The following is a 19,287-nucleotide window of genomic DNA, read 5'->3' as shown; positions in this document are numbered from 1 at the left end:
GGACAAAGGTGGGAAATGGAACTGTAGAGAAGGTTGACATTCTCCCTAAAACCACTTCATGCGACAGCGGACTCCTTGATCTGTACTACTCTGAGCTCGGAAAAGCAGTTGTGAGCTTTCTTCTTCAGGGAAAGGTTGATGTAAACGTTAATGGAACCATGAAGGTTAATGTTCTATTCTTCCCCGTTGAGGTCAAGTTCTCCGAGACTAGGACGATAAAGCCATGACATCGTGGATCTATTGGACTATTTTCTGAATAGTCTTGATATATATGAGGAGATCTTATTACAATATTTATAGATACTGCTATAATACTTATAAATAATGATTACAGCCATCAAGAAAATAAATCCTGATATGATAACTAGTGGGACTGATGATGTCTTCTCCCATACTATCTCTATTACTGGGGGAATGCCCACGACACATAACAGTATCGTCAAAATCTCCTGTTTTCTAGTAACCTCCTCCTCGTATCTTGTCCTAATATAGTGATCTAGGACGGATAGCCTTTCTTTGATCGCTTGAACTCCTTCAGATATGCGTAGGATTTCTCTAGCATGTTTTATTATTGTTATAGCTGGTTCCTCTATTGTAACGATATTGTAGTATTCGTCTAATCCTTTCTCAATCTCTTTTCTCAGCGACACAATCCTGCTAGGCTGCGCAGTTCTTTCGATATCCTTCATTTTCTTCATAAGATAGGAGTAGTATGTGCTGATCATCATCTCCATAAGCACGGAGAGTTCTACAGGCACGATGAAATCCTCCTCACGTTGTCTGAAATAATGATCTAATTTTCCATCGCAATAGGCATCTAATTTCGGAGAAAAAATTCCCAGAAAGCGACCAACAGTCATAAAGAAAGCAAGATCCTCGGTAGGGGATAGATTTACCTTAAGTACTTCTTCGGTTGCGCTTTTTCTGTATAATTTCCACTCGTCTAATCCTGTTAGAATTCCAGCAAGCTCTTTAGAGTGATTTTCGACAACTTCTTCTAAAGTATTACAACTGCAGTTATATTTCCTGATAAACACCATTGGATAAACTCTAGATGCCGGATATCTTCTTTCAACGCGGGGCTGTAATCGCCTAAGATTACTACGGATATAGTCATAAAGGGAACCTACAGGGGGCCCAAAGGGGTCTCCTTTAGAAATTCTGATCTTGATATTTTGTGATGTTCTCGTGCCCTCCTTAGAAATGAGGCACTTTGCTTTTTGGAGTTCGTATGTCATTTTGATCATCTGATCTGTTGATAGATCCACATCATTTAAGTGAATCCAAGCTATCACAACAGCAATTCCGGTGCTGTGCATGAAAAGGTGCAACCTACAGATTAGTTCTCGACCCTTGAGTTCCTTAAAATCATCATCAATAACCTTAATTTTAAGATTAGCTAACTCTCGCTGGATGTACTTGCTCTGTTGTAAATATATTGGATCAACTACTCTTCCTATAGTTTCGGATGTTTCATCAGGAAGTTTTCTTAATTCAGGTATTAATTCATTTAATTTTTTTATCTCAATATTTTTTCCCATGTCAAATGATATCATAAAAATAAGATCTACTTCCGTGAACCTTATTTCATCGGCCATCAGCAGTTCAGCTATCCTCTAATACTTAAACTTCTCCATAAACCGGCCACTAAATTTAGGATTATTTAAAATTTCTTTAAAAGAAATAAACCTAGCAAAAGATTTATATTGATTATCATCCCTCTCATCTTAGTGTCGTTATGGTTCAGTCTCAATGGGAACATGCTATCGGTATAGTGTTTGAGGGAATAAGAGAATATCTAAGCGATGAGGAATATAATAATATATATAGGTATATACAAAAATATATAACACCCAGTAAACCAAAAATGCGTGGTGTTTGTATTCAGGTTATAGGCTCGGGCACGGAATTACAGTCTCCTGTTAAACCAGATGAATTAGAAAAAATATTTCGTGAAGCAGTCAAAAAATTTGTAAAAGAAGAAGAAAGGCAGAAAAATATCTGTAAAAAAGTTTCTAATATTATAGAATTCTTTTTTAAATAAGGGTAAAATATCCTAAAAATCTAATGTGGATATCTTTAATTCTTTAGCAGTTGCGGAAGTCTCTTCAGCTGTTCTATTATATAGTCTGAACTTTTCAACGATATTGGGACAGTCCAGCAATCCAGAGGTATTGATGGCTCTATTATCACACCTTTTACCGCCATATAGATCCAATATGTCCTCCACTTCACCGGATCCTGCCGGCATGCACCTCTGTAATTCTCAACTACATCTTCAACTCCAGGATAGAAGTGTCCGGATGGACCGATATGCTGAACAACACCCTTTACCCCGCTATCCCTTAATATATCGGAGAAAGCATTCGAGATCTCCTCCGACAACCTGTATACATGGGAGTAAGCGTCCTGTGTCAGTATTTTCTCCATAACCACCTTAGCAGCCGTTAAGGAGAGGGGATTTCCGCTGAAGGTGCCCGAGTGAGCCACCCTTCTCTGTTCTATTACCCTCATTATCTCCTCCCTTCCAATTATAGCGCTGAATGGAAGTCCTCCTCCAATAGCCTTTCCGACAACTGCTATATCGGGTTTCACCCCGAACTTCTCTGTAGCCCCTCCCTTTGCAATCCTCCCAGCTGTTTTTATCTCATCAAATATGAGGACAATCCCATACTCATCGGAGAGCTTTCTGAGCCCATCCAAAAATCCCTTCTTAGGAGGAACAACACCCATGTTCAGGGCGACAGGCTCCACTATGATCGCAGCAACCTCATTCTCATGCTTTCTAAGGATCTCCTCAACTGAGTTTAAATCGTTGTAAAGAGCTACAAGAGTGTTCCTCTGAAGATCTGATGGTATTCCAAGGCTCTCTCTCACAGCTAAAGGCATTTTTCTGGAGCCAAGCATCCCCACAGGGGGAGAAACTGAGACAAGAAGCTGATCAACTCCACCATGATAGCATCCCTGAAACTTTATCACCTTCTCCCTTGCCGTGTATGCTCTTGCAATTCTGAGAGAATGAAGCACTGCCTCAAGCCCAGTCGATGAGAACCTCACCATGTCCAAATTCCACGCTGATGTAAGGAGCTTTGAGACCTCATAGGAATCCTCCCACTCCCCTCCAAACAGAGCTCCCTCCGACACCCTCTTCTTTATTGCTTCAACCAGCATTTCGTTTGAGTGTCCTATAAAGAGAGCTCCATACGCACAGCACAGGTCTATGTACTCATTTCCATCGACATCGTACACAATTGCCCCCTCTCCTTTGGTGAAGTAGAGAGGATATGGCTCCATGTGCTTTATGCTTGCGCTCACACCAAGGGGCATCAGCTTTTTTGCCCTTATATAGAGCTCATAGGATCTCCTTGTCTTTCTTTTGAACTCCTCAATCACCTGATCTGGACTTAACTGAGCCATCCTACTCCCTCACCTCCCTCAAGCCCTTTTCATCCACAAACAATACTTTCGGCCTTTTTCTGTGAAAATCCGGGGCTAAAAACACGGAATATGCACCACAGTCCATTATCGCGAGGAGGTCTCCCTCCTTTAGCTTTGGAAGATCGACTCCTGCTCTAATCAGATCTATTGATGCACAGCTTGATCCATATACATCGGTCTCCTCCTCAGCTCCACCCATTCCTACAGGGATAATTCTGTGGGATACATAGGATGCTGAGTTGACAAAGTAAAGAGAGGTATCAACAACTACTAGCTGGTTCCCATTCCAGTCCTTTTTAACGCTCACCACTTTAGTCAACATTAGGCCAGCTGGGCCAACAAGGAACCTTCCCGGCTCAAATATGATGTGTCTTTTTCCCCTCAAACCTCTCCTTATCTCCTGCATAACGTCATCCAGATCAGGAGTGTTCGGATCCAAGAGGCCGGGCGTCTCCTTTAGTGGATAGCCGCCACCTACATTTAGTGCCGGAACCTCTATCCCCTTTTCCTCCAAAAAGTCAGCAGTCTCATCAAGAAAAGCGGCATTCTGCCTGAATACATTCAGCTCGGATATCTGTGTCCCCACATGAGAGTGGATCTGGGTAAAGAAGAGCTTTTTATTCCCCCTAATTTTCGCAACAGCCTTTAGCAGATCCTCCCTGTCAAGTCCGAAGTGGGCGGGCAGGGCGAACGTTTTAGGGGGCGGAATTTTAGGCCTCATCCTTATCCCTATATTCAGTCCAGAATTAGCCCTTTCCACTAAAAATTCCACTCTTTTCAGCTCCTCCAGTGAATCTATATTGAGGGAGCCTATTCCCATTTTGATGCTCCTGCTTATCTCCTCATCCGTCTTATATGGGGAGTTAAATATTATCATTGCTGGATCAAGTCCTACTCTCTCTGCTACATCAAGCTCTAGGTCAGATAGCACATCAGCCATTGCAGAAAGCTCCTTAAATGTACTGCATACATCATACAATCTATTTGCTTTATAAGAGTAGGCTATGGAGAAGTCTCCAAAGTACTTTGCAGCCGTCTCTTGAAATGCTTTATACCTTTCTACAATTTTGCTCTTAAAGAATAAATATACGGGAGTACCATGCTCCCCTGCTATATCCATGAGGAAAGACTCATCCAACCCGCTCAAATTCATACACCTCCCTTTCAATCCATCCTTTATTCTCATTCCACCAATCCCTGCCGAACAGCTCCAGTGCTATTTCCTCATAGTACCTCAGTATCCTATCCGGAAGATCAACATCCCTCATCTCCATGAGCTCCTTCCACCTCTCCTTGCAATCACACGGGTATTCCCAGGCCTCCTCGAGGTAATCGGGATCCCAAGTGTACTGATACATGCTCAGCAAAGAGAGAATCCTATCGGTGCACTTTTCGCAGTTTTTAGCTGAAATTGCCATGGTTTCGCTGCTTATAAGGCCCCCTATCACTACTTTTTTTGAGTATTCCTCGCCCAGATCTAGAAGCGCTTTTATCAGGCTCCATAGCATTGGGAGTTTGTACTTTCCCCTCTCATACAACCAGTTGGTCAGAGTGTATCCTTTTCTCAAGTTCATCACCATTAGTATGACATAATCGGATCCGTTGTCGATGGACCACCTGATTGATTTCACTGCATCGTCAATGGCTTCAGATTCCGTCAGAAAAGGAGGTTTGAGGAGGACATGGGTTGCTGAAACAACTCCTTTTTCTCTGCAAATTCTGTAGAATCTCAGAAAAGAGGCCTTGTTTTCTCCTTTGTTTATTATAAGCTCCCTTATGATATCATCACTGCTCTCTAATCCAACTCCAACTTCAAACTGGATATTCCCAAGAATATCAACGGTCTTGGTGATCTTCTCCTCTGTGACGAAGCCTGCCCTGCTCTCAGTCCCCATATACTCCACGAATCCTGAATCCCTTACAAGCTCTGTTATTTTTCTTCTTGCATCTTCAGGAACTTCTCTTTCATCATAAAAAGATCCTATTGGCACCAAATGTATGTAGGGAGATCCTCTCACAATGCTGAGGGCAAATGATGCCTGAGCCACAAGGATTTCACTTGGCAAATCCCTTCCCTGCCCCCCATAATTACACATGGTGCATCCTCCATTCTCTATGTTCCAGCTGCACCCCCTTGTCTCAAGCTCTATTAGTGGAAGATTGTAGGGCTGTCCCCTGTAGTTTCTTGGAAGATAATAAACAGTGGGAGGCCAGATGAATGTCTTTGGCGGATCGAACATTCCCTGTCTCAGTTTCTTCATCACAGTGCGGAGAAACATGCCCATATGAACGAGGCAAGATAAAAATATTTAAATTTACCTTCCCTCTATTATTCGGGATCGATATGAAGCAGTACGTCAAGCCAAGAATCAGAAAATATTCTATATTATTTAGATTTAGGCCTGAGGACAAGGTGATGGATCTGAGGAAGAGAGGAGGAAAAGTAATCCCATGAGCTTCATTCATAATGTACCCTGTAATGCACAAGCACATGCATTAGGTTAGTATGGTTATGTGATAATTCTTATCCTTGGGTCGCCATAGAGGACATACAACCTCCACACTGGACTTTTTTCCTTGTATAGCACTTCTCTTGCCCCACGAAGAGCTTCTCCTACAGGCTTCTTCTCTCCTATCAATCGTTCGTAGAACTCAGTAGCAAATTTAATTGCATCATCATCGTGAACGGGTGCTAGGGCACCTATAAATAAACTAGTCCCCTGCCTCATAAATGCTTCTGCTTGGCTCATTATCTGTGCATCTGTCACCTCTGCTGTCCCACATGCATTCGCAAAAACCAAACGCGGTGCGGGAATTCCTTCAAGTTGTTTGTCCGGATCCCATTTATAGTCTCTAATTACCCACTTGACCTTCTCCCCTGCTATATCTGCATGACCGGCAAAGTGAAGAATATCCCAAGAGCGCTCCTTTAAGATATCACTCAATTTTTCATCTCCATCAATATACGACTCTACATGGATGCTGTATCCTTCCAGTCTTTTCCCTAAATCTTTTATTTTGTCTTCAATGCTATCTATCTCCTTTTTAACATTAAGTTCTGCAAATTTCTTTGCTGCCCTCTTTCCCGAATCGCCTATTAATAGTATATTTAAAATAAAGTCTCTCTCTCTTCCTCCTATGGCTTCTACTTTCACCTCTAAAACCCTGCCAATGGGTATTTTAATACCAAGAGGTTCATTGCCTAAAGGAAATGCTTCCCAAGGGATGTTTAAAGCTTCCTTGGGAAGGTGTAGTATACCGATAACTCTTCCACTATTTTCTTCAATTTTTTTAAGTACTTTTTCTTTTTCAAAAAGAGACTCCCATACTGTGTTTTCTTCTTCAGTCTCCCGGCATTTTTCTTCAAATCTCTCCTTCTCTTCTTCTTTACCTCGAAAGCTACCACTCCTATAATAGCTTCCTCTAGCTATGTAATGAAGTCCTGTGGAATATACGAGAGAGGCTACTTTAATACTAGGACTTTTTCGGGGTATTGTTGGTATTTTTATATTGTTTCTATCATCATAAAAATTCGCTATACAACTTTCTATAGAAATTTCATCTGTTTTTAATACTACATGTTCTATACTGTCTCTTACATTAATTATCAGGCTTTCTAATTCTTCTGGCTCCAGTTTATCTAACCCTTCTTTTAATAATTCGGCGTGTAGCTGCCTTTCTACTTCTAGTGGATTGGGATTCATGCCCTTTATGTTAATCTCAAATCTTATATCATATCTCCACTGCTCTATAAACTTTCCTGGCTCTCTGAGGAAAAATCTCTCTATATCATCAAAGGAAGAGTAATACTCCTTCAAGAGCGAATAGATTAGGCGGGTAAGTCCCATATCAGCGGGTTTATCTATGTCATAACCAAAAAGAACATATCCTTTATCTTTTCTTTCTCTAAACAGGACATTTAGTGTCCTCAGACAAATACCAATAACTGGATAATATTCAGGAAATCTTAACAAACTTCTCTTCACTATTTCATTTTCTTCTTTTACACCTCTTTTATAAAGTTCCAAAAGAAATTTTACTATAATAGGTAGTGCTATTATGTTCTGAAATTCTATCTTTCCTGCCTGTTCAGTTACCGTAAATCTTGGTGTTCCCTCTACCAACTCTTTCAAAATCTCTTTTGCTTTCTCGGTTTGCTGGGCTTTATAATAAAGATCCTCAAATTTTTCTATAATTCTTAAAAGAGTCATATTTAACCATGATATTACTTCATTTTTCTCTTTTTCATCATCAATAACATCTAATCCCTGTAAGAAGATCATAGCAACAGCAACAAGTGGAATTATTGGTACTCTATTTCCGTCTTCATCTACTCTCTTCCATCTTAAACTTTCTGTTTCCAATCTAAGTCCACTAAGTGTTGCATTTATCATTTCTTCAGGTATTTCTTCTATTATTTCCTTAGGTATATCTCTCCAGTAACCTTTTTTTCTTCCCTTTTTGAGCGTGGATATGGAACGTTCTTCTATAGACTTTACAGTTTTATTGATTTTTTCCTTTACTTTATAGTCTTTATATATTTTATAATAATAATTTAATATAGTAATTACCGTTGCAGTACTCCATAGATCGGGAGAGAAGTGCATATCCTCATAGCCGGGAATGTACACATGACCGTAGGAATCATTTCTTCGTAATTTATCGCTTATGAGAAGGTTTATTATCTTCTTAACAGCATTATCTATCCTTTCTTCTAAACCTTTCTCCTGATAAATCTTTTTATCCATTAAGAGCTCCTTGGCTTTAACAAGTGCTTCTAAGACAGTGCAGTTTCCTACGGGAACTAAACTTTCTGGGAACTTTCTTCCCGCTATATATTCAGCTGGGTAGGAAAATCCTCCTTTTTTCGTTGCAATATCTGTGCATTCACAAATAAATTCGATTATATCTGTAATATTTTTATCTATCGTTGCTTTCTCTTTCTCTTTTTCCTCTGCAAATATTACAAAAGCCTGTGATAGATAAATCCCTAATATGTTTGCTAATGTGAGCTGTTGTCTTTCTTCAAGAGTATTCCATTTTTCGGTGAACTTTTTTATACTCCACGTTTCAGATATTATTTGTTGCTTAAGATCGCCGAGCGATATGCCCTCGGGAAGCACCCCAAATATCTTCCAAGGTTCTTCAAGCCAGCTTTCAGCAACCTCTTCTATATCATGAATAATTTCCTCCAGCTCTTTCTTATCCAATTTTCCTCCTAATCTTTCCTTTAGATTCTCCTGCTGCATTTTTGGTTGCTGTGCCTCCATCCTTAAAAAATTCCTATGTTTTTCTTAAAAAGGTTTAGCTTAAATTTTTAAATTAAGCTTTTTAAATTTCATTAGCTTATCGCAGTGTGGCATTATGCTGAGAGTACTCCCTAAGAAAACGGTCAAAGAGCAGATAGAAGAAGAAATCGGGTATCTTTTTGATGAGGAAACAGGTTATGTCTATGAACTGAATGAAACAGCCTGTAAAATTTGGATTTTAGCTAAGGATGGACTTACCGATGAGGAGATAATTAAGAGAATGTTCCAAGAATATGCTGTGGACAAAGCAATACTGGAGAGAGATGTGAAGGATTTTCTTGAAAAGCTGATGAAATACAGGCTGGTGGAGGTCATCAGATGATTACAGTAGCGGTTACAGGGCTTAACTCATTTCTAGGAGCTCCTGGTATGGGAATAGTTCATGCCCTGAGGTTATCCAAGGATAAAAGCCTCAGAATAATAGGAATTGATTATTCTCCATTTTCTGATGGTTTTTTCAGCGGTCAGCTTGATGGAACTTATGTAATTCCGACTCCTAAGGATAGCAAATTCCTTGTAGAGCTGGGAAGGATAGCGAAGACCGATAGAATAGATGTGATGATTCCATCTCTTGATGCAGAGGTTATTCTCCTCTCTAGGATGAAGGAGAAAATTGAGTCAGATCTTGGAATAAGGCTTCTGATTCCTGATCCGAGTTGCATCATGAGGGTGAGGGATAAGGTAGCTCAGCTGCGCTTTCTTGAAGAGAACCGTATACCTTATCCCAAAAGCAAGGTAGCATCATTGCACAATCTTAATGAGTTAACAGATATCAGATTTCCGGTTCTGATAAAATGTGAAGATGGTGCATTTCCCGCATTTAATGAGGAGGAAATGAGTGTTATCATGAGGAGGCTGAAGAGAAGGAAGTTTGTCGTGCAGGAGTATGTGGAGGGGGATGAATACAGCATCTGTCTCTTAGCTTACCCGAAGGGGGAGATATATGGGTATGTGATCCAGAAGAAGATGGCCCAATCGGACATAGGAGCGACCCTAGTAGGGGTTACCGTGGATAGACAGGACGTTCTCGAGATCTCAAGGGATTTTGTAAGGAAACTGGGTTGGATAGGTCCCATGGAACTTGAGTTCAGGGGAAGGGATAAGCTCTATCTTACGGACATAAACCTGAGGTTTCCAGCTTGGGTTTCACTGACAGCAGCTGCTGGCGTAAATCTCCCTTATGCTGCCGTTCAGTTGGCCCTTGGGAGGAGGTATGAGGTTGGAAAGCAGAGGACAGGGGTCGTGATAGTGAGAACAGTCAGAGATGTCCACATAAATATCTTCGATTTGTTCAAGTTTTCCAAGTCGAGGCAATTCTTAGGCCAGGACAATAAGTTCATAGCACAATAGTTATCTGCTGTTGCAGGAAGCGTTATCTCACTGTTTATCAAGCCAGCTATGACGCCTGAAAGGCTCTTTATTGAGATTAAGTAGGAGCTTTATAAGGATCTGATCCCCTGTTTCACGATCCCGCATGAGGTATATGAAGCTTATCATAAGGAAGTGCTTCGCAATGTTTAGCTTCAGGCCTAGGCAAGATCATAGGGATAGGGAGGAGAATAGGGGGCACTGATATGAGCGAGGACAAGTATGTGGAATATCCAAGCACAAGCTATAAAGAGATGGGAAGGATATTCGGAAAAGAGCAGATAAAACTCTCCAAAATTACCGGTTGGGTCTTCAAGATTCCAAGCAAGGACTCCATCCTCATAGCTTATAAAATAGAGGCAATACTCAGGGAGATATTTCCGGAGATCCTTGAGGAGATAAGGGGAATTGCTGAGGAGACGGGATATGAATATCCAGTGGTTTTAGCAAACATAGTCCTGTGCGGATCTAGGGAATATCTTGAACTGAAGGAGATGTGCATCTCGATGGCTGTCAGATCAGAGCTTGGGTATATCCTAGCCCTAAACTATGAGCAGTGGGAGGAGCTGAAGGTGTTCAGATATTTTTTCAGGAGGAATCCAATCTCCAGGCTGCCTTCTGTGAGCGGCACGGACTGCTACATAGGGGCGACTGATGGGATGAACGGAGTAGGTCTAGCACTGACAAGCCTGAAGGTATCGGATAGAATATGCGGTATAGGGATATCCCCTCAGCTTCTCTGCAGAATCGCACTTGATTCATGCAGAAGTGTGGATGAATTCATCAATCTGGCCAGAAGAGTTCCCCATCTCCTACAGTGGAACTTCCTTGCATCCGATGGGGACAGGGCAGTTAAAGTGGAGGTGCATGGAGGAAGAAAGCTAAAGGTAATAGAGATAAGTGATGACATATTTGTGGCCGGAAACCATTTCGAAGGTCAAATTAACTCTCCATCTTATAAAAGAGTGAAGGAGGTATATTATTTCCTGAAAAAGAGGAGGCCGAGAAATCCTGAAGATTTAATAGATATTCTGGGAACTCATGATCCTGAGATATGCTTTCATGGATCTGATAACCACCCTCCGGTGATCTCATCCTCAGTATACTGGCCGGCAAAGAGAAGGGCATGGATAGCCTCTGATAAACCCTGCAGTGCGTCTTTCAGGGAAATATATTTAATTCAAACTTAAGAAATCGAATTAAGAGAAAACTCAGCTACGCCTAAGAAATCTTTTTAAGCTTCCTCCCCCTGAAAAGGGGGGAGGAAATATGTCGTTACCTGACGATCTCTGTTCAATATTAGGTGAAGGAGTGTGTCAGAAAGTTAATGCATTCCTATCATACATGAAACAAATTCTAACTGCCGAGGAGATGAGGGATTTTATGGATAGTTTTATTGAGAGACTAGAGGAAACTTTTCGAACGAAGGCTCATGGTACAGCTGTTCGTAGTCTCCGACGTATTGATCGGAGTATACTGTCGATAGTAAGAGATATTGCTATCACAATTATAAAAAACCATATAAAGAATGAAGAGAAGAAAGGAAAATGTATAGAAACTGCTTATATCTACCTGTAGGCGTCAGCATGTCGAAGCTGTTCCTCCTGATACCTCTTGAATCCAAGATAAAGAAGACAAAAAATATACAGGATCCTTTCACTTCTCTGCTAGTGAAGTACCTCAACTCAGATTTAATAAGCATAAGCGATGTCGAAATAGACTCAATTAAAGGGATTCTCATAAGTCTAAGGGAGGAAAAGAAAGATGAAACTGAAAAGGAAATAGGAATAGAAGATAAAGAGATATTGATTGTGTCGAAAGATAACATAGAAGATTTTAGTGCTTTAAGAAGCTTCGAAAGTGAATGCTTTGAGAAGCTTGAGAAATATAAACCGGACAGTATCTGGAGTTCCTAGTCTATATAACTGATAGCGAGGAGAAATTTTATAAGGTCACAAGGTTTCCCGGAGATCCCGAAAAAGGATGGCTTCTTTACTCGAAACAAGTGATGGGCTCGAAGATATTAGGAGGAGTGAGAAGGCTTGGAGCCATAATGCAAAACGAACCCCAGGATCAGGTCAATGAGTTATCTTCTCTCCTTATATCAGTTGCAGCTGTTACTATAGTAATTGCTAACAGGCTTTCAAGCATAAGAAAGAAGTTAGATGAGACCCTAGAGAGGCTAAAGGGCACGTTGTCAATAACCGATTATGAGGAGTTCTCCAAAGACATCATTGCACTTTCAAGAATATGTGATGAGTATATTCTCCTTGGAAGACGCTCTTCTAACGGGGAACTCATTCCTTATGTGAGATCAGAGCTCTGTGCGGGGCTTCTAATCAAATATGGGAGGATATCTGGCATAGAGAAATTCAAAGATGAGGTTGAGGCTAGAATTGACACGCTCAAGGATTATATGGGATCAAGGATAAGCCTTAGAGCAGAGAGGAGCTCAGCAGATATATTAAAGGAGATAGAGTCGATAAGCAGGTTACAAAATATTTTTAATGATATTATGAACTATATAAACATAATAATAGCTGCAGGCATAGCAATAAGTTTCTCTGGAAGCATAAGCACGCTAATTAAGCTACTTCCTCCCGGAATAAATGAGTTTGTTTGGGGACTCATCCTCTTCTTGCTGGCTTTCCTTATACTCTTAGCATCGAGGAACCTTCAGGAGAGAAAGTACTTTCCCCTCTTCAAGATGGACCTAAGCGAGGAGGATATAAGAAGTATACTGAACTGTGAGGTTCCGAGTGGAAGGAAAATGAAATTCGATCAGGTGCTCGTTGATCTCTCCGGAGGAAGCAAAAAAGCAATCTGGAGGATCAAAAGGATAAGAGGAAATCCTGTTATTACATTCCATGTAGAAGCTCACAGCAACAAAGCATATAGAATCCAGTGTATCTCTTTCGAGACAACAGGGTTAAAGCCGGAAGAGGCCAAAGAACTCTCAAAAAGATGCATTTCCTCCCTTTTGATGGAGCTTAGGTCAAATGGGGTCCTAAAAGAATCCCCTGACGGTGTCCTTCTTTATATATTTAGTATACAATCAAAAGAACCATAAGATTCGTGTTTTTCCTGGAACTCTGAACTGAGAAGTGAAGTTAAAGCCGTGAGTAAATTCTTTTCAAATATAGTAGTTTAAAATCAAAGTTCACAGATTTAGCACTTAAAATATAAAATTCTTTCGCAGATTTGTCTACAGTTTCTAACCTCTATTAAATCTTTTCGTCTCCTATCAGGCCAAGCGAAATTTCATCGGCTAGACAATCTTGCCTTCTCAAACTAACTATAGGTCGATTTCCCTGTCCCCCACTTAATGTACCCAAGTATCATAGCTAATATTAATATTATAGCTATCACTAAGATATAAATTTGGGAAAGGGTCTCAGGAGGTAATGGCTCAACACCTCCTTTGCCTTCATATACAGCAATGATGCTGACAGGTTCAAGAACATCAAGCTGGTAGCTTGGGCTTGTGAAAGTTTCATTTCCAACATGCAGTTCCTTAAAAACGTAATTGTAAGAAGGTTCGGAAATGACCTGTGAAAAGGTTATGTTATGTTTTGTGCCTAAGTTCAAGTAAAGCGAGGTAGGCAGAGGATAATCCTTCCCATCTACTTTAACAACTGCTTTGCTTAGTCCAGTCTCGTTGAGAATGACTTGGCATAGTGTTTTGTTTGAGACTGACTCTAATTCCTCCGCAAGGGATTCGTTGAAGAAGGCTGCTGGGTTGTACTTCTTGCTCAGCTCAAGAGCCTCCTTAAATGCTGTAACATTGAGAGGCTCATACTTTGCACTCTTGAGACGCTCCTCAACTTCGTGTATATTGATGTACTTTGTAAATCCGAGTTCTGTTAGAAGCTTCGTTACGTTGCTTGGCAATCCATTTTTAGCTATGTATTCTCTGCCTTTTATAAAAGACACCTCGTTTAAGTAGCCAGACTTGTTCAGCTCCTCAACTATTTGTTCTAGAAGTGGAACAAGCTTGCTGTAGTAAGTAGAAGCGTTCGCAGCGTACATTCTGGCATTCCTCAGCTGTAGATAGTAGTACTTTGTATTATTCATCTCTATAGCTCCGTTAGCCCTCGCAAGAGACTCGGTGGAGGCATTCAAGTAAGCCAAGTACAAGTATTCGTAGAGCAAAGCTTTCGACTCCGTGTTGTTAGGTAGCTTGTAAAAAGCCTCAGGAACAGTTGGAGGAGGAACAAGAAGAGTGTAGTTAAGAGAAGGGTCATTATACAAATAACTTAAGACTAAAGAATCTGTAGCAGAATTTATAACTTTACCTACAATAACTCCTGCAACGTTTCCTATGAAGGCCCCTGCAACAGTTCCCTCAGGTCCTACAGCAGATCCTAGAGCAGACCCTACAATTATACCTATATCGGTAGCTAAACCGGTAACTGCCGGGCGAATTAATTTGTAATCATTAAATGTTTTAATTTTTTGCTCTTGCATAGAAACTATAACGGAAATTTTTTCATTTGTAATGTCAAGGGGAAAGGAAAGAGTAAATATTGTACAAGGGGCTGTAATGGCCTCTAACTCCTTCAATTTCTGATAAGTTTGAAGAACTTCTAAAGGTATTCCTATAATCTCTGCAGTTTCTCCAATTGCATAAGCTCCGCTTGTGACTTCAATCATCCTTGATGCCTCTTTAGGATTTAACAAAATTACTTTAAAAATTGTTTTATAAACTTCGCTATATGAATCAAGTAATCCTCCTAAACTCGCATCCATAATCTGCTTTATTATATCATCTAATGAGACTACCTCTGGTGGTGGAATGAAGTGCCATTGTGCTTTACATCGATAGAATATTGTTGTTGTTTCGCCGGGTTTAATGGTAATGCTTGAACGCGTGCCACTTACGGCTACAGTGTTCTCGTCTAATTGAGTCGCTTCAACCAGCCGAGGGTCATCTATGATTACGCCATATTTAGAATGATCCGATGGCAATATAATAGTGGTGGATAATGAGCCTGGGATTATTATATCGAAGTTTCCCCTGTTTTTCACCACTATAGAGACTAGAAAGTCTTCTCCTTGAACGGGAGGTCTAATAGCGCGAGAATACGTCTCAATCGGGAGTGTTGATGGAGTTGCTATTTTTGCAGGAATTGTAGGCTGGTATTGTTCAGCCTTTGTTTGTATAATCCAGTAGCCATAACTTATGATTTCTAAGGCAGGAATAACGTTTACCGTGATCGTTGTATGTTTGGGTATTCCGTCATGGTAAGCGACTATATCCGCCTTGTATGTGCCTGGTGGAACCTCTTTTGCAACTTTAATCGTTAACGTGCTGTCGAACGGCGGAGTCCCCGAGCTCGGATTAAACTCTACTGTAAACCATAGGTTCTCAGAACCCAGCGAATTACCTTCCTCGGTCATCCAATCAAAAAGCGACAACGAAACGCTAGACGGCGTTCCCTCAATCAGTGACACTGAAACAGGGACTGTAATAGAGCCACCACCCTGCATGATGCTGAACGAGGTGCCACTCGTCGAAACTGAAAAGTCGAAAGAAGTAGCCTGACTGACGTATACGGTCTTGCTGATGCTTTCCTCAGCTCCCCTGTCATCCTTCACAGTGAGGGTAACTATGTATGTTCCCGGGGAGGTGAAGACGTGTGTAGGATTCTTCTCACTAGAAGTTGTACTATCTCCGAAGTTCCAGTGCCAGGAGACCACGCTTCCATCAGGATCGTAGGATCTATCATTAAAGCTCACACTATCACCGGCTAGGGGGTTCGAGGGGCTGTACGAGAAGTCTGCTACTGGAGGCTTGTTCTCAGCTTCAACCTTTTTAAGCTCCTCAATGGAGGTCCCAATAAGGTCTATCTCACCTATAATCATCCCTGTGATCGTAGATTCTGTTGCGCCTGTGGTTGGTGTAGTGCTTACGCCGAGTGTAACATTTATGCTGAGTTTGGTAGTCACACCTTTATAGTAGGTAACTGTACAGTAGTTGCACTTGATATAAATTTTGTTGTAGGCTTTGTTATAGATATAATTGTAGATAATATAAATCCAGATTTCATTGTAGATTTCATTGTAATTGTAGGTTCCCGTGTAGCTCGGGTTTATCAGAATCTCTCCAGACAAGGGTGCAGCTGTGCTGAGATCCACAGTACTAGAGCTAAGCTTTTGAGGAAGAGGGATAAATGTTATAGGAATCCCGTTGGATAAGAACTCCTCCAGCTCAACATCATACTTCACCCGTGTTGCGCTGACCTCCTCGATGGTGACGTTGAGAATAAACTCAAAGTCCCCTCCACCACCGAGCTTAACAACATACCTGTAAAGAAGCCAGTCACCGGCCTTGTATATAACATCAGCAGGAGTCGCAAGGGATAATATCGGTGCTGGAAGCAATAAGGCAATAAGTAAGGCTGCTAGGATGCTCCTACTCACAGCCACACGCCTCGCTCTAAACTCAAGGGAATTTTTATATAAACTTTTCATATGGTTTCTATTAAAGTCAGGATTGAGGTAATTTTTAAGGATGGTAATAGATAAATGCATTTTATGATACATACATTTTAAATATAGTTTCCAAATAGAAATTCTAAAAATGTGTACAGCCAATGCTCTACGCATATCTGTTCCCCATAAGTTCCTTGAGTGCAAGTCTATGCTTTTAGACAGCTTAATCTTGAGAAACTAAAAGAAAAAATAAAACTAGTTACGATTTAACAAAGACTATAATATATAGTGTTTCCTACTATAATGACGTCCCACTCGTTACCTGAGCCGTAGCTGCAGGTTGCACCTATGCAGTATTTCAAAGGTGATTCTAGCGTATGGCTTGTGTTTCCCCGTGGAATATCCATTACCCGGGCCATGCATACTGAAAGTTATTTCCATCCTCGATGAGTTCATCTGATTGTAACTGTATACTTTTCTCTACATCTTTTTGTCGAGAAGCCAAAACTTCTCTTTCCTCAGGAAGCTCAAAATTAACCTCTGCGGTTTTACTTGTGTACCAGCGCTATTTGCTCGGAGTTAAGGGAACACTAATCTGATCGGAGTAGTAGTTCACAGGAAAGTAGTTCACAGGAAGCAAGCCTAACTGGCGTAACAAATCGTATAACGAGCTCAACAAATTCCCTAGCCAACCTGACAAACCCGCTTTATTCAAAGTAATTGATGTGGAGAAAGTGTAAAGATTAGCCGGATAGCCTTTTTCATCATTTAAGGTAGGCCGGAAATTCGGTTGTAACAAACCCAAAGGAGGAGAACAAATAACTACACTACTTCCAGATATTTGCAACTCAACAGGGTTTTGTGATGGCTTTTTTAAACCTTTAACGACTATTTCTAACTCTTGCCCGTATCCTACAATGAATATCTCGTGCCCCGGAGGATTAAATCGAATCCCCCCGAGGTTAACCACATATACAGGAATTTCCTTCAGAATGTAATCTTCTACTCCTCCTATATTAGGAAAGAAATATCTCTCCAATATATCAACCGCAATCTCTGGTGGGTTAGGTGGAAGGAAGTTTTTAAACACCAACTCCCTAGCGTTAAAGAGAATGAAGCCCTTAATTGTTCCAAAGTTCTCAACATAGTCGGAGACCTCAATCGCGGTCTGAGGAAGTTGAAGTATTGCATCAAAAAGCTCAACGGCATTTTCATCAATGACATTATCATGAGCCACTACTACCAGACTAACCACGCTGGATAAGTCTTCAGGACTTAATAAGCCGTTTTGTATCAATTGATTGTAGATGCTGTTTTTTAGCTCTCGTATCTCTGTGTCGTTCAGTAACAGCACTATAGACGTATCACCAGGGATTATTTGCAATGTAAAGCTGTAGCTACCGTCAGTCTTGTTTTCGATGAGGCTTGCCTTCATCTTGATTCCAGCTCCGCTTTGGCTTGAAACCGAAGGAGAAAGAGCCATCTGTTCTGCAGTAAAGACTTTCACATCATCAAAGTAGCATGTTACTCCCGCCCATGCTGATGAGACTTCTAGGCCGTTAATATTAGTTTCTGTGATTTTCACATTTGAGGCTTTCAGCTCATCGTTGACCCAGACAGAGAACCTGTTTGCCGACCTATCTAGGACCACCCTGACCTTGTACCAAATACCAGGTGTGTAGGGTTGAAGCTCTATATCTTCCTCTGCCCCAGCACCGTTAATGAAGTGGACGACCAAGTACCCATCGGCCCTGAACGCTACGGTCACATAGTACTTCCCCCAAGTAGCCTCATCCCTGTTCCAGAAACCAACAGATCCCACACTAGCGTGCGTGCTCACTGGATTTTGGGGGTAGCTTTCAGCCATCATGTAGGCTTCGAAACCTATCATCCTTGCAGTGGTGCTGAAGCGTTTCTCAGCAACACTGCTCCAGCCATATGCTCCTAGCAGCTGGAAGGACTTTGATGGGGAGTGATAGTGATAACTTGTTACAACCTGATACCGGCTACCAGCACCATCCCATACAAGTGTCCACCCGCCAGAAGAAGGAAAAGTTCCAATCTCATAGCTCTCGAAGTCGTCGGAAAATATAATGGTCTCAGCCATCCCCTGTGCATTGGCAATGGGAATGGACATAGAGGACACCAAAATAAGAAGCAGGAGAATTACTCCTGCAGCGGAGGATTTTCTCAAGCTCTTCAATCTTATCAATCCCCCTTCATCAAAAAATGTGTTATATATAAAGTTTTACTCTCAGTGAATAAAAACTTTATATTTCTCCCTTTCAAAGGTAAAATGTGGACAAGGATGTAACAACCAGGTTTCTCCGCAGTATTCCGGAGCTAACAAAGCTAGGTTTCTCCTTAGCAGCTATTCTTATCGCAGGACCATATATATCGGCTGTGGGAGAACTTGGATCTGCTGTCTTCGACTGGATCAGGGAGAAGATAGGAGACAGGGCTGCTAAAAAGCTGGAGGAGAAGCTGGGTCTGGAAGGTCAGGTTGATGAGATAGTAAGGAAGGCGAGAGAGGATTATGAGGTGAGAAAAGCCCTTCTCCACCTTTTGATGGATATCCTGGGTGATGTTGACCAGAAAGAGAAATATTTATTTCTGGAGGAGAAGAAAACAGTGGAAAAAGGCCTGAAGGAGCTTGAAGTTGAGTTTCCCGATCTAAGAGATGAGCTTAATCGAATAAAGGATGAACTGAACAGAATAGAGCTTACTCTGGTTGAGA

Annotated in this window: 16 protein-coding genes; 9 read left to right on the top strand and 7 right to left on the bottom strand. The window is 41.2% G+C overall.

Features of this window, described 5'->3' with window-relative positions:
• A partial coding sequence (locus tag D6D85_RS16575) for a hypothetical protein (protein WP_161969621.1) occupies positions 1-227 on the top strand: 227 nt, incomplete at its 5' end.
• A gap of 18 nt (positions 228-245) precedes the next feature.
• Here the strand turns inward: D6D85_RS16575 and D6D85_RS14370 are convergent.
• Positions 246-1,598 (bottom strand): hypothetical protein, encoded by a 1,353-nt coding sequence (locus D6D85_RS14370; RefSeq protein ID WP_125672728.1) that lies wholly within the window; start codon positions 1,596-1,598, stop codon positions 246-248.
• Positions 1,599-1,738: 140 nt separating this feature from the next.
• Between D6D85_RS14370 and D6D85_RS14365 the strand changes: the two genes are divergently transcribed.
• A complete protein-coding gene (locus tag D6D85_RS14365) occupies positions 1,739-2,044 on the top strand; it encodes a hypothetical protein (protein WP_125672727.1) in 306 nt (101 codons plus the stop codon).
• A gap of 35 nt (positions 2,045-2,079) precedes the next feature.
• On the opposite strand, the gene D6D85_RS14360 is transcribed toward D6D85_RS14365, so the two are convergent.
• The 4 genes from D6D85_RS14360 to D6D85_RS14345 all read right to left on the bottom strand — a co-directional run bounded on the left by D6D85_RS14360 (position 2,080) and on the right by D6D85_RS14345 (position 8,708).
• Positions 2,080-3,417 (bottom strand): aspartate aminotransferase family protein, encoded by a 1,338-nt coding sequence (locus tag D6D85_RS14360; protein ID WP_125672726.1) that lies wholly within the window; start codon positions 3,415-3,417, stop codon positions 2,080-2,082.
• A 1-nt stretch (position 3,418) separates the two neighbouring features.
• Positions 3,419-4,585 (bottom strand): diaminopimelate decarboxylase family protein, encoded by a 1,167-nt coding sequence (locus D6D85_RS14355; RefSeq protein WP_161969912.1) that lies wholly within the window; start codon positions 4,583-4,585, stop codon positions 3,419-3,421.
• On the bottom strand, positions 4,569-5,723 hold the full coding sequence (locus tag D6D85_RS14350; protein ID WP_125672724.1) for a hypothetical protein: 1,155 nt from the start codon (positions 5,721-5,723) through the stop codon (positions 4,569-4,571). The genes D6D85_RS14355 and D6D85_RS14350 overlap by 17 nt, the downstream gene beginning before the upstream one ends.
• Positions 5,724-5,948: 225 nt before the next feature.
• Positions 5,949-8,708, bottom strand: a complete 2,760-nt coding sequence (locus D6D85_RS14345) for a CHAT domain-containing protein (RefSeq protein ID WP_125672723.1) — start codon at positions 8,706-8,708, stop codon at positions 5,949-5,951.
• A 94-nt stretch (positions 8,709-8,802) separates the two neighbouring features.
• Here D6D85_RS14345 and D6D85_RS14340 point away from each other — a divergent pair, with 94 nt between their 5' ends.
• From D6D85_RS14340 to D6D85_RS14315, 6 genes are all read left to right on the top strand, one after another.
• A complete protein-coding gene (locus tag D6D85_RS14340) occupies positions 8,803-9,069 on the top strand; it encodes a PqqD family protein (protein ID WP_125672722.1) in 267 nt (88 codons plus the stop codon).
• A complete protein-coding gene (locus D6D85_RS14335; protein ID WP_125672721.1) occupies positions 9,066-10,097 on the top strand; it encodes an ATP-grasp domain-containing protein in 1,032 nt (343 codons plus the stop codon). Before D6D85_RS14340 ends, D6D85_RS14335 begins: the two co-directional genes overlap by 4 nt.
• 224 nt (positions 10,098-10,321) lie before the next feature.
• Positions 10,322-11,305, top strand: a complete 984-nt coding sequence (locus D6D85_RS14330; protein ID WP_125672720.1) for a C45 family autoproteolytic acyltransferase/hydolase — start codon at positions 10,322-10,324, stop codon at positions 11,303-11,305.
• 79 nt (positions 11,306-11,384) lie between these two features.
• The gene (locus D6D85_RS14325) at positions 11,385-11,693 is read left to right on the top strand and encodes a hypothetical protein (RefSeq protein ID WP_125672719.1); all 309 of its coding nucleotides are present in this window, start codon (positions 11,385-11,387) and stop codon (positions 11,691-11,693) included.
• Positions 11,694-11,701: 8 nt separating this feature from the next.
• Positions 11,702-12,031 (top strand): hypothetical protein, encoded by a 330-nt coding sequence (locus D6D85_RS14320; protein ID WP_125672718.1) that lies wholly within the window; start codon positions 11,702-11,704, stop codon positions 12,029-12,031.
• A gap of 92 nt (positions 12,032-12,123) precedes the next feature.
• The gene (locus D6D85_RS14315) at positions 12,124-13,185 is read left to right on the top strand and encodes a hypothetical protein (protein ID WP_125672717.1); all 1,062 of its coding nucleotides are present in this window, start codon (positions 12,124-12,126) and stop codon (positions 13,183-13,185) included.
• A gap of 221 nt (positions 13,186-13,406) precedes the next feature.
• Here D6D85_RS14315 and D6D85_RS17110 read toward each other — a convergent pair whose 3' ends face one another.
• Both D6D85_RS17110 and D6D85_RS14305 read right to left on the bottom strand, forming a co-directional pair.
• A complete protein-coding gene (locus D6D85_RS17110) occupies positions 13,407-16,724 on the bottom strand; it encodes a PKD domain-containing protein (protein ID WP_125672716.1) in 3,318 nt (1,105 codons plus the stop codon).
• A gap of 391 nt (positions 16,725-17,115) precedes the next feature.
• The gene (locus D6D85_RS14305; RefSeq protein WP_125672715.1) at positions 17,116-18,762 is read right to left on the bottom strand and encodes a hypothetical protein; all 1,647 of its coding nucleotides are present in this window, start codon (positions 18,760-18,762) and stop codon (positions 17,116-17,118) included.
• 86 nt (positions 18,763-18,848) lie between these two features.
• Here D6D85_RS14305 and D6D85_RS14300 point away from each other — a divergent pair.
• On the top strand, positions 18,849-19,287 hold a 439-nt coding region (locus D6D85_RS14300; protein ID WP_133308330.1), incomplete at its 3' end, for a hypothetical protein.

The organism is Candidatus Methanodesulfokora washburnensis (assembly GCF_003947435.1).
In the GTDB taxonomy this organism is placed as follows: Archaea; Korarchaeota; Korarchaeia; order Korarchaeales; family Korarchaeaceae; genus Methanodesulfokora; species Methanodesulfokora washburnensis.
This window is presented reverse-complemented; position numbering and strand designations above follow the sequence as displayed.

Bases quoted from the DNA above. Each gene is read 5' to 3' on its own strand.
- D6D85_RS14370 (WP_125672728.1), bottom strand. From the start codon at position 1,598: ATGGCCGATGAAATAAGGTTCACGGAAGTAGATCTTATTTTTATGATA.
- D6D85_RS14365 (WP_125672727.1), top strand. From the start codon at position 1,739: ATGGTTCAGTCTCAATGGGAACATGCTATCGGTATAGTGTTTGAGGGA.
- D6D85_RS14360 (WP_125672726.1), bottom strand. From the start codon at position 3,417: ATGGCTCAGTTAAGTCCAGATCAGGTGATTGAGGAGTTCAAAAGAAAG.
- D6D85_RS14350 (WP_125672724.1), bottom strand. From the start codon at position 5,723: ATGGGCATGTTTCTCCGCACTGTGATGAAGAAACTGAGACAGGGAATG.
- D6D85_RS14345 (WP_125672723.1), bottom strand. From the start codon at position 8,708: ATGGAGGCACAGCAACCAAAAATGCAGCAGGAGAATCTAAAGGAAAGA.
- D6D85_RS14340 (WP_125672722.1), top strand. From the start codon at position 8,803: ATGCTGAGAGTACTCCCTAAGAAAACGGTCAAAGAGCAGATAGAAGAA.
- D6D85_RS14335 (WP_125672721.1), top strand. From the start codon at position 9,066: ATGATTACAGTAGCGGTTACAGGGCTTAACTCATTTCTAGGAGCTCCT.
- D6D85_RS14330 (WP_125672720.1), top strand. From the start codon at position 10,322: ATGAGCGAGGACAAGTATGTGGAATATCCAAGCACAAGCTATAAAGAG.
- D6D85_RS14325 (WP_125672719.1), top strand. From the start codon at position 11,385: ATGTCGTTACCTGACGATCTCTGTTCAATATTAGGTGAAGGAGTGTGT.
- D6D85_RS14320 (WP_125672718.1), top strand. From the start codon at position 11,702: ATGTCGAAGCTGTTCCTCCTGATACCTCTTGAATCCAAGATAAAGAAG.
- D6D85_RS14315 (WP_125672717.1), top strand. From the start codon at position 12,124: ATGGGCTCGAAGATATTAGGAGGAGTGAGAAGGCTTGGAGCCATAATG.
- D6D85_RS17110 (WP_125672716.1), bottom strand. From the start codon at position 16,724: ATGCGTAGAGCATTGGCTGTACACATTTTTAGAATTTCTATTTGGAAA.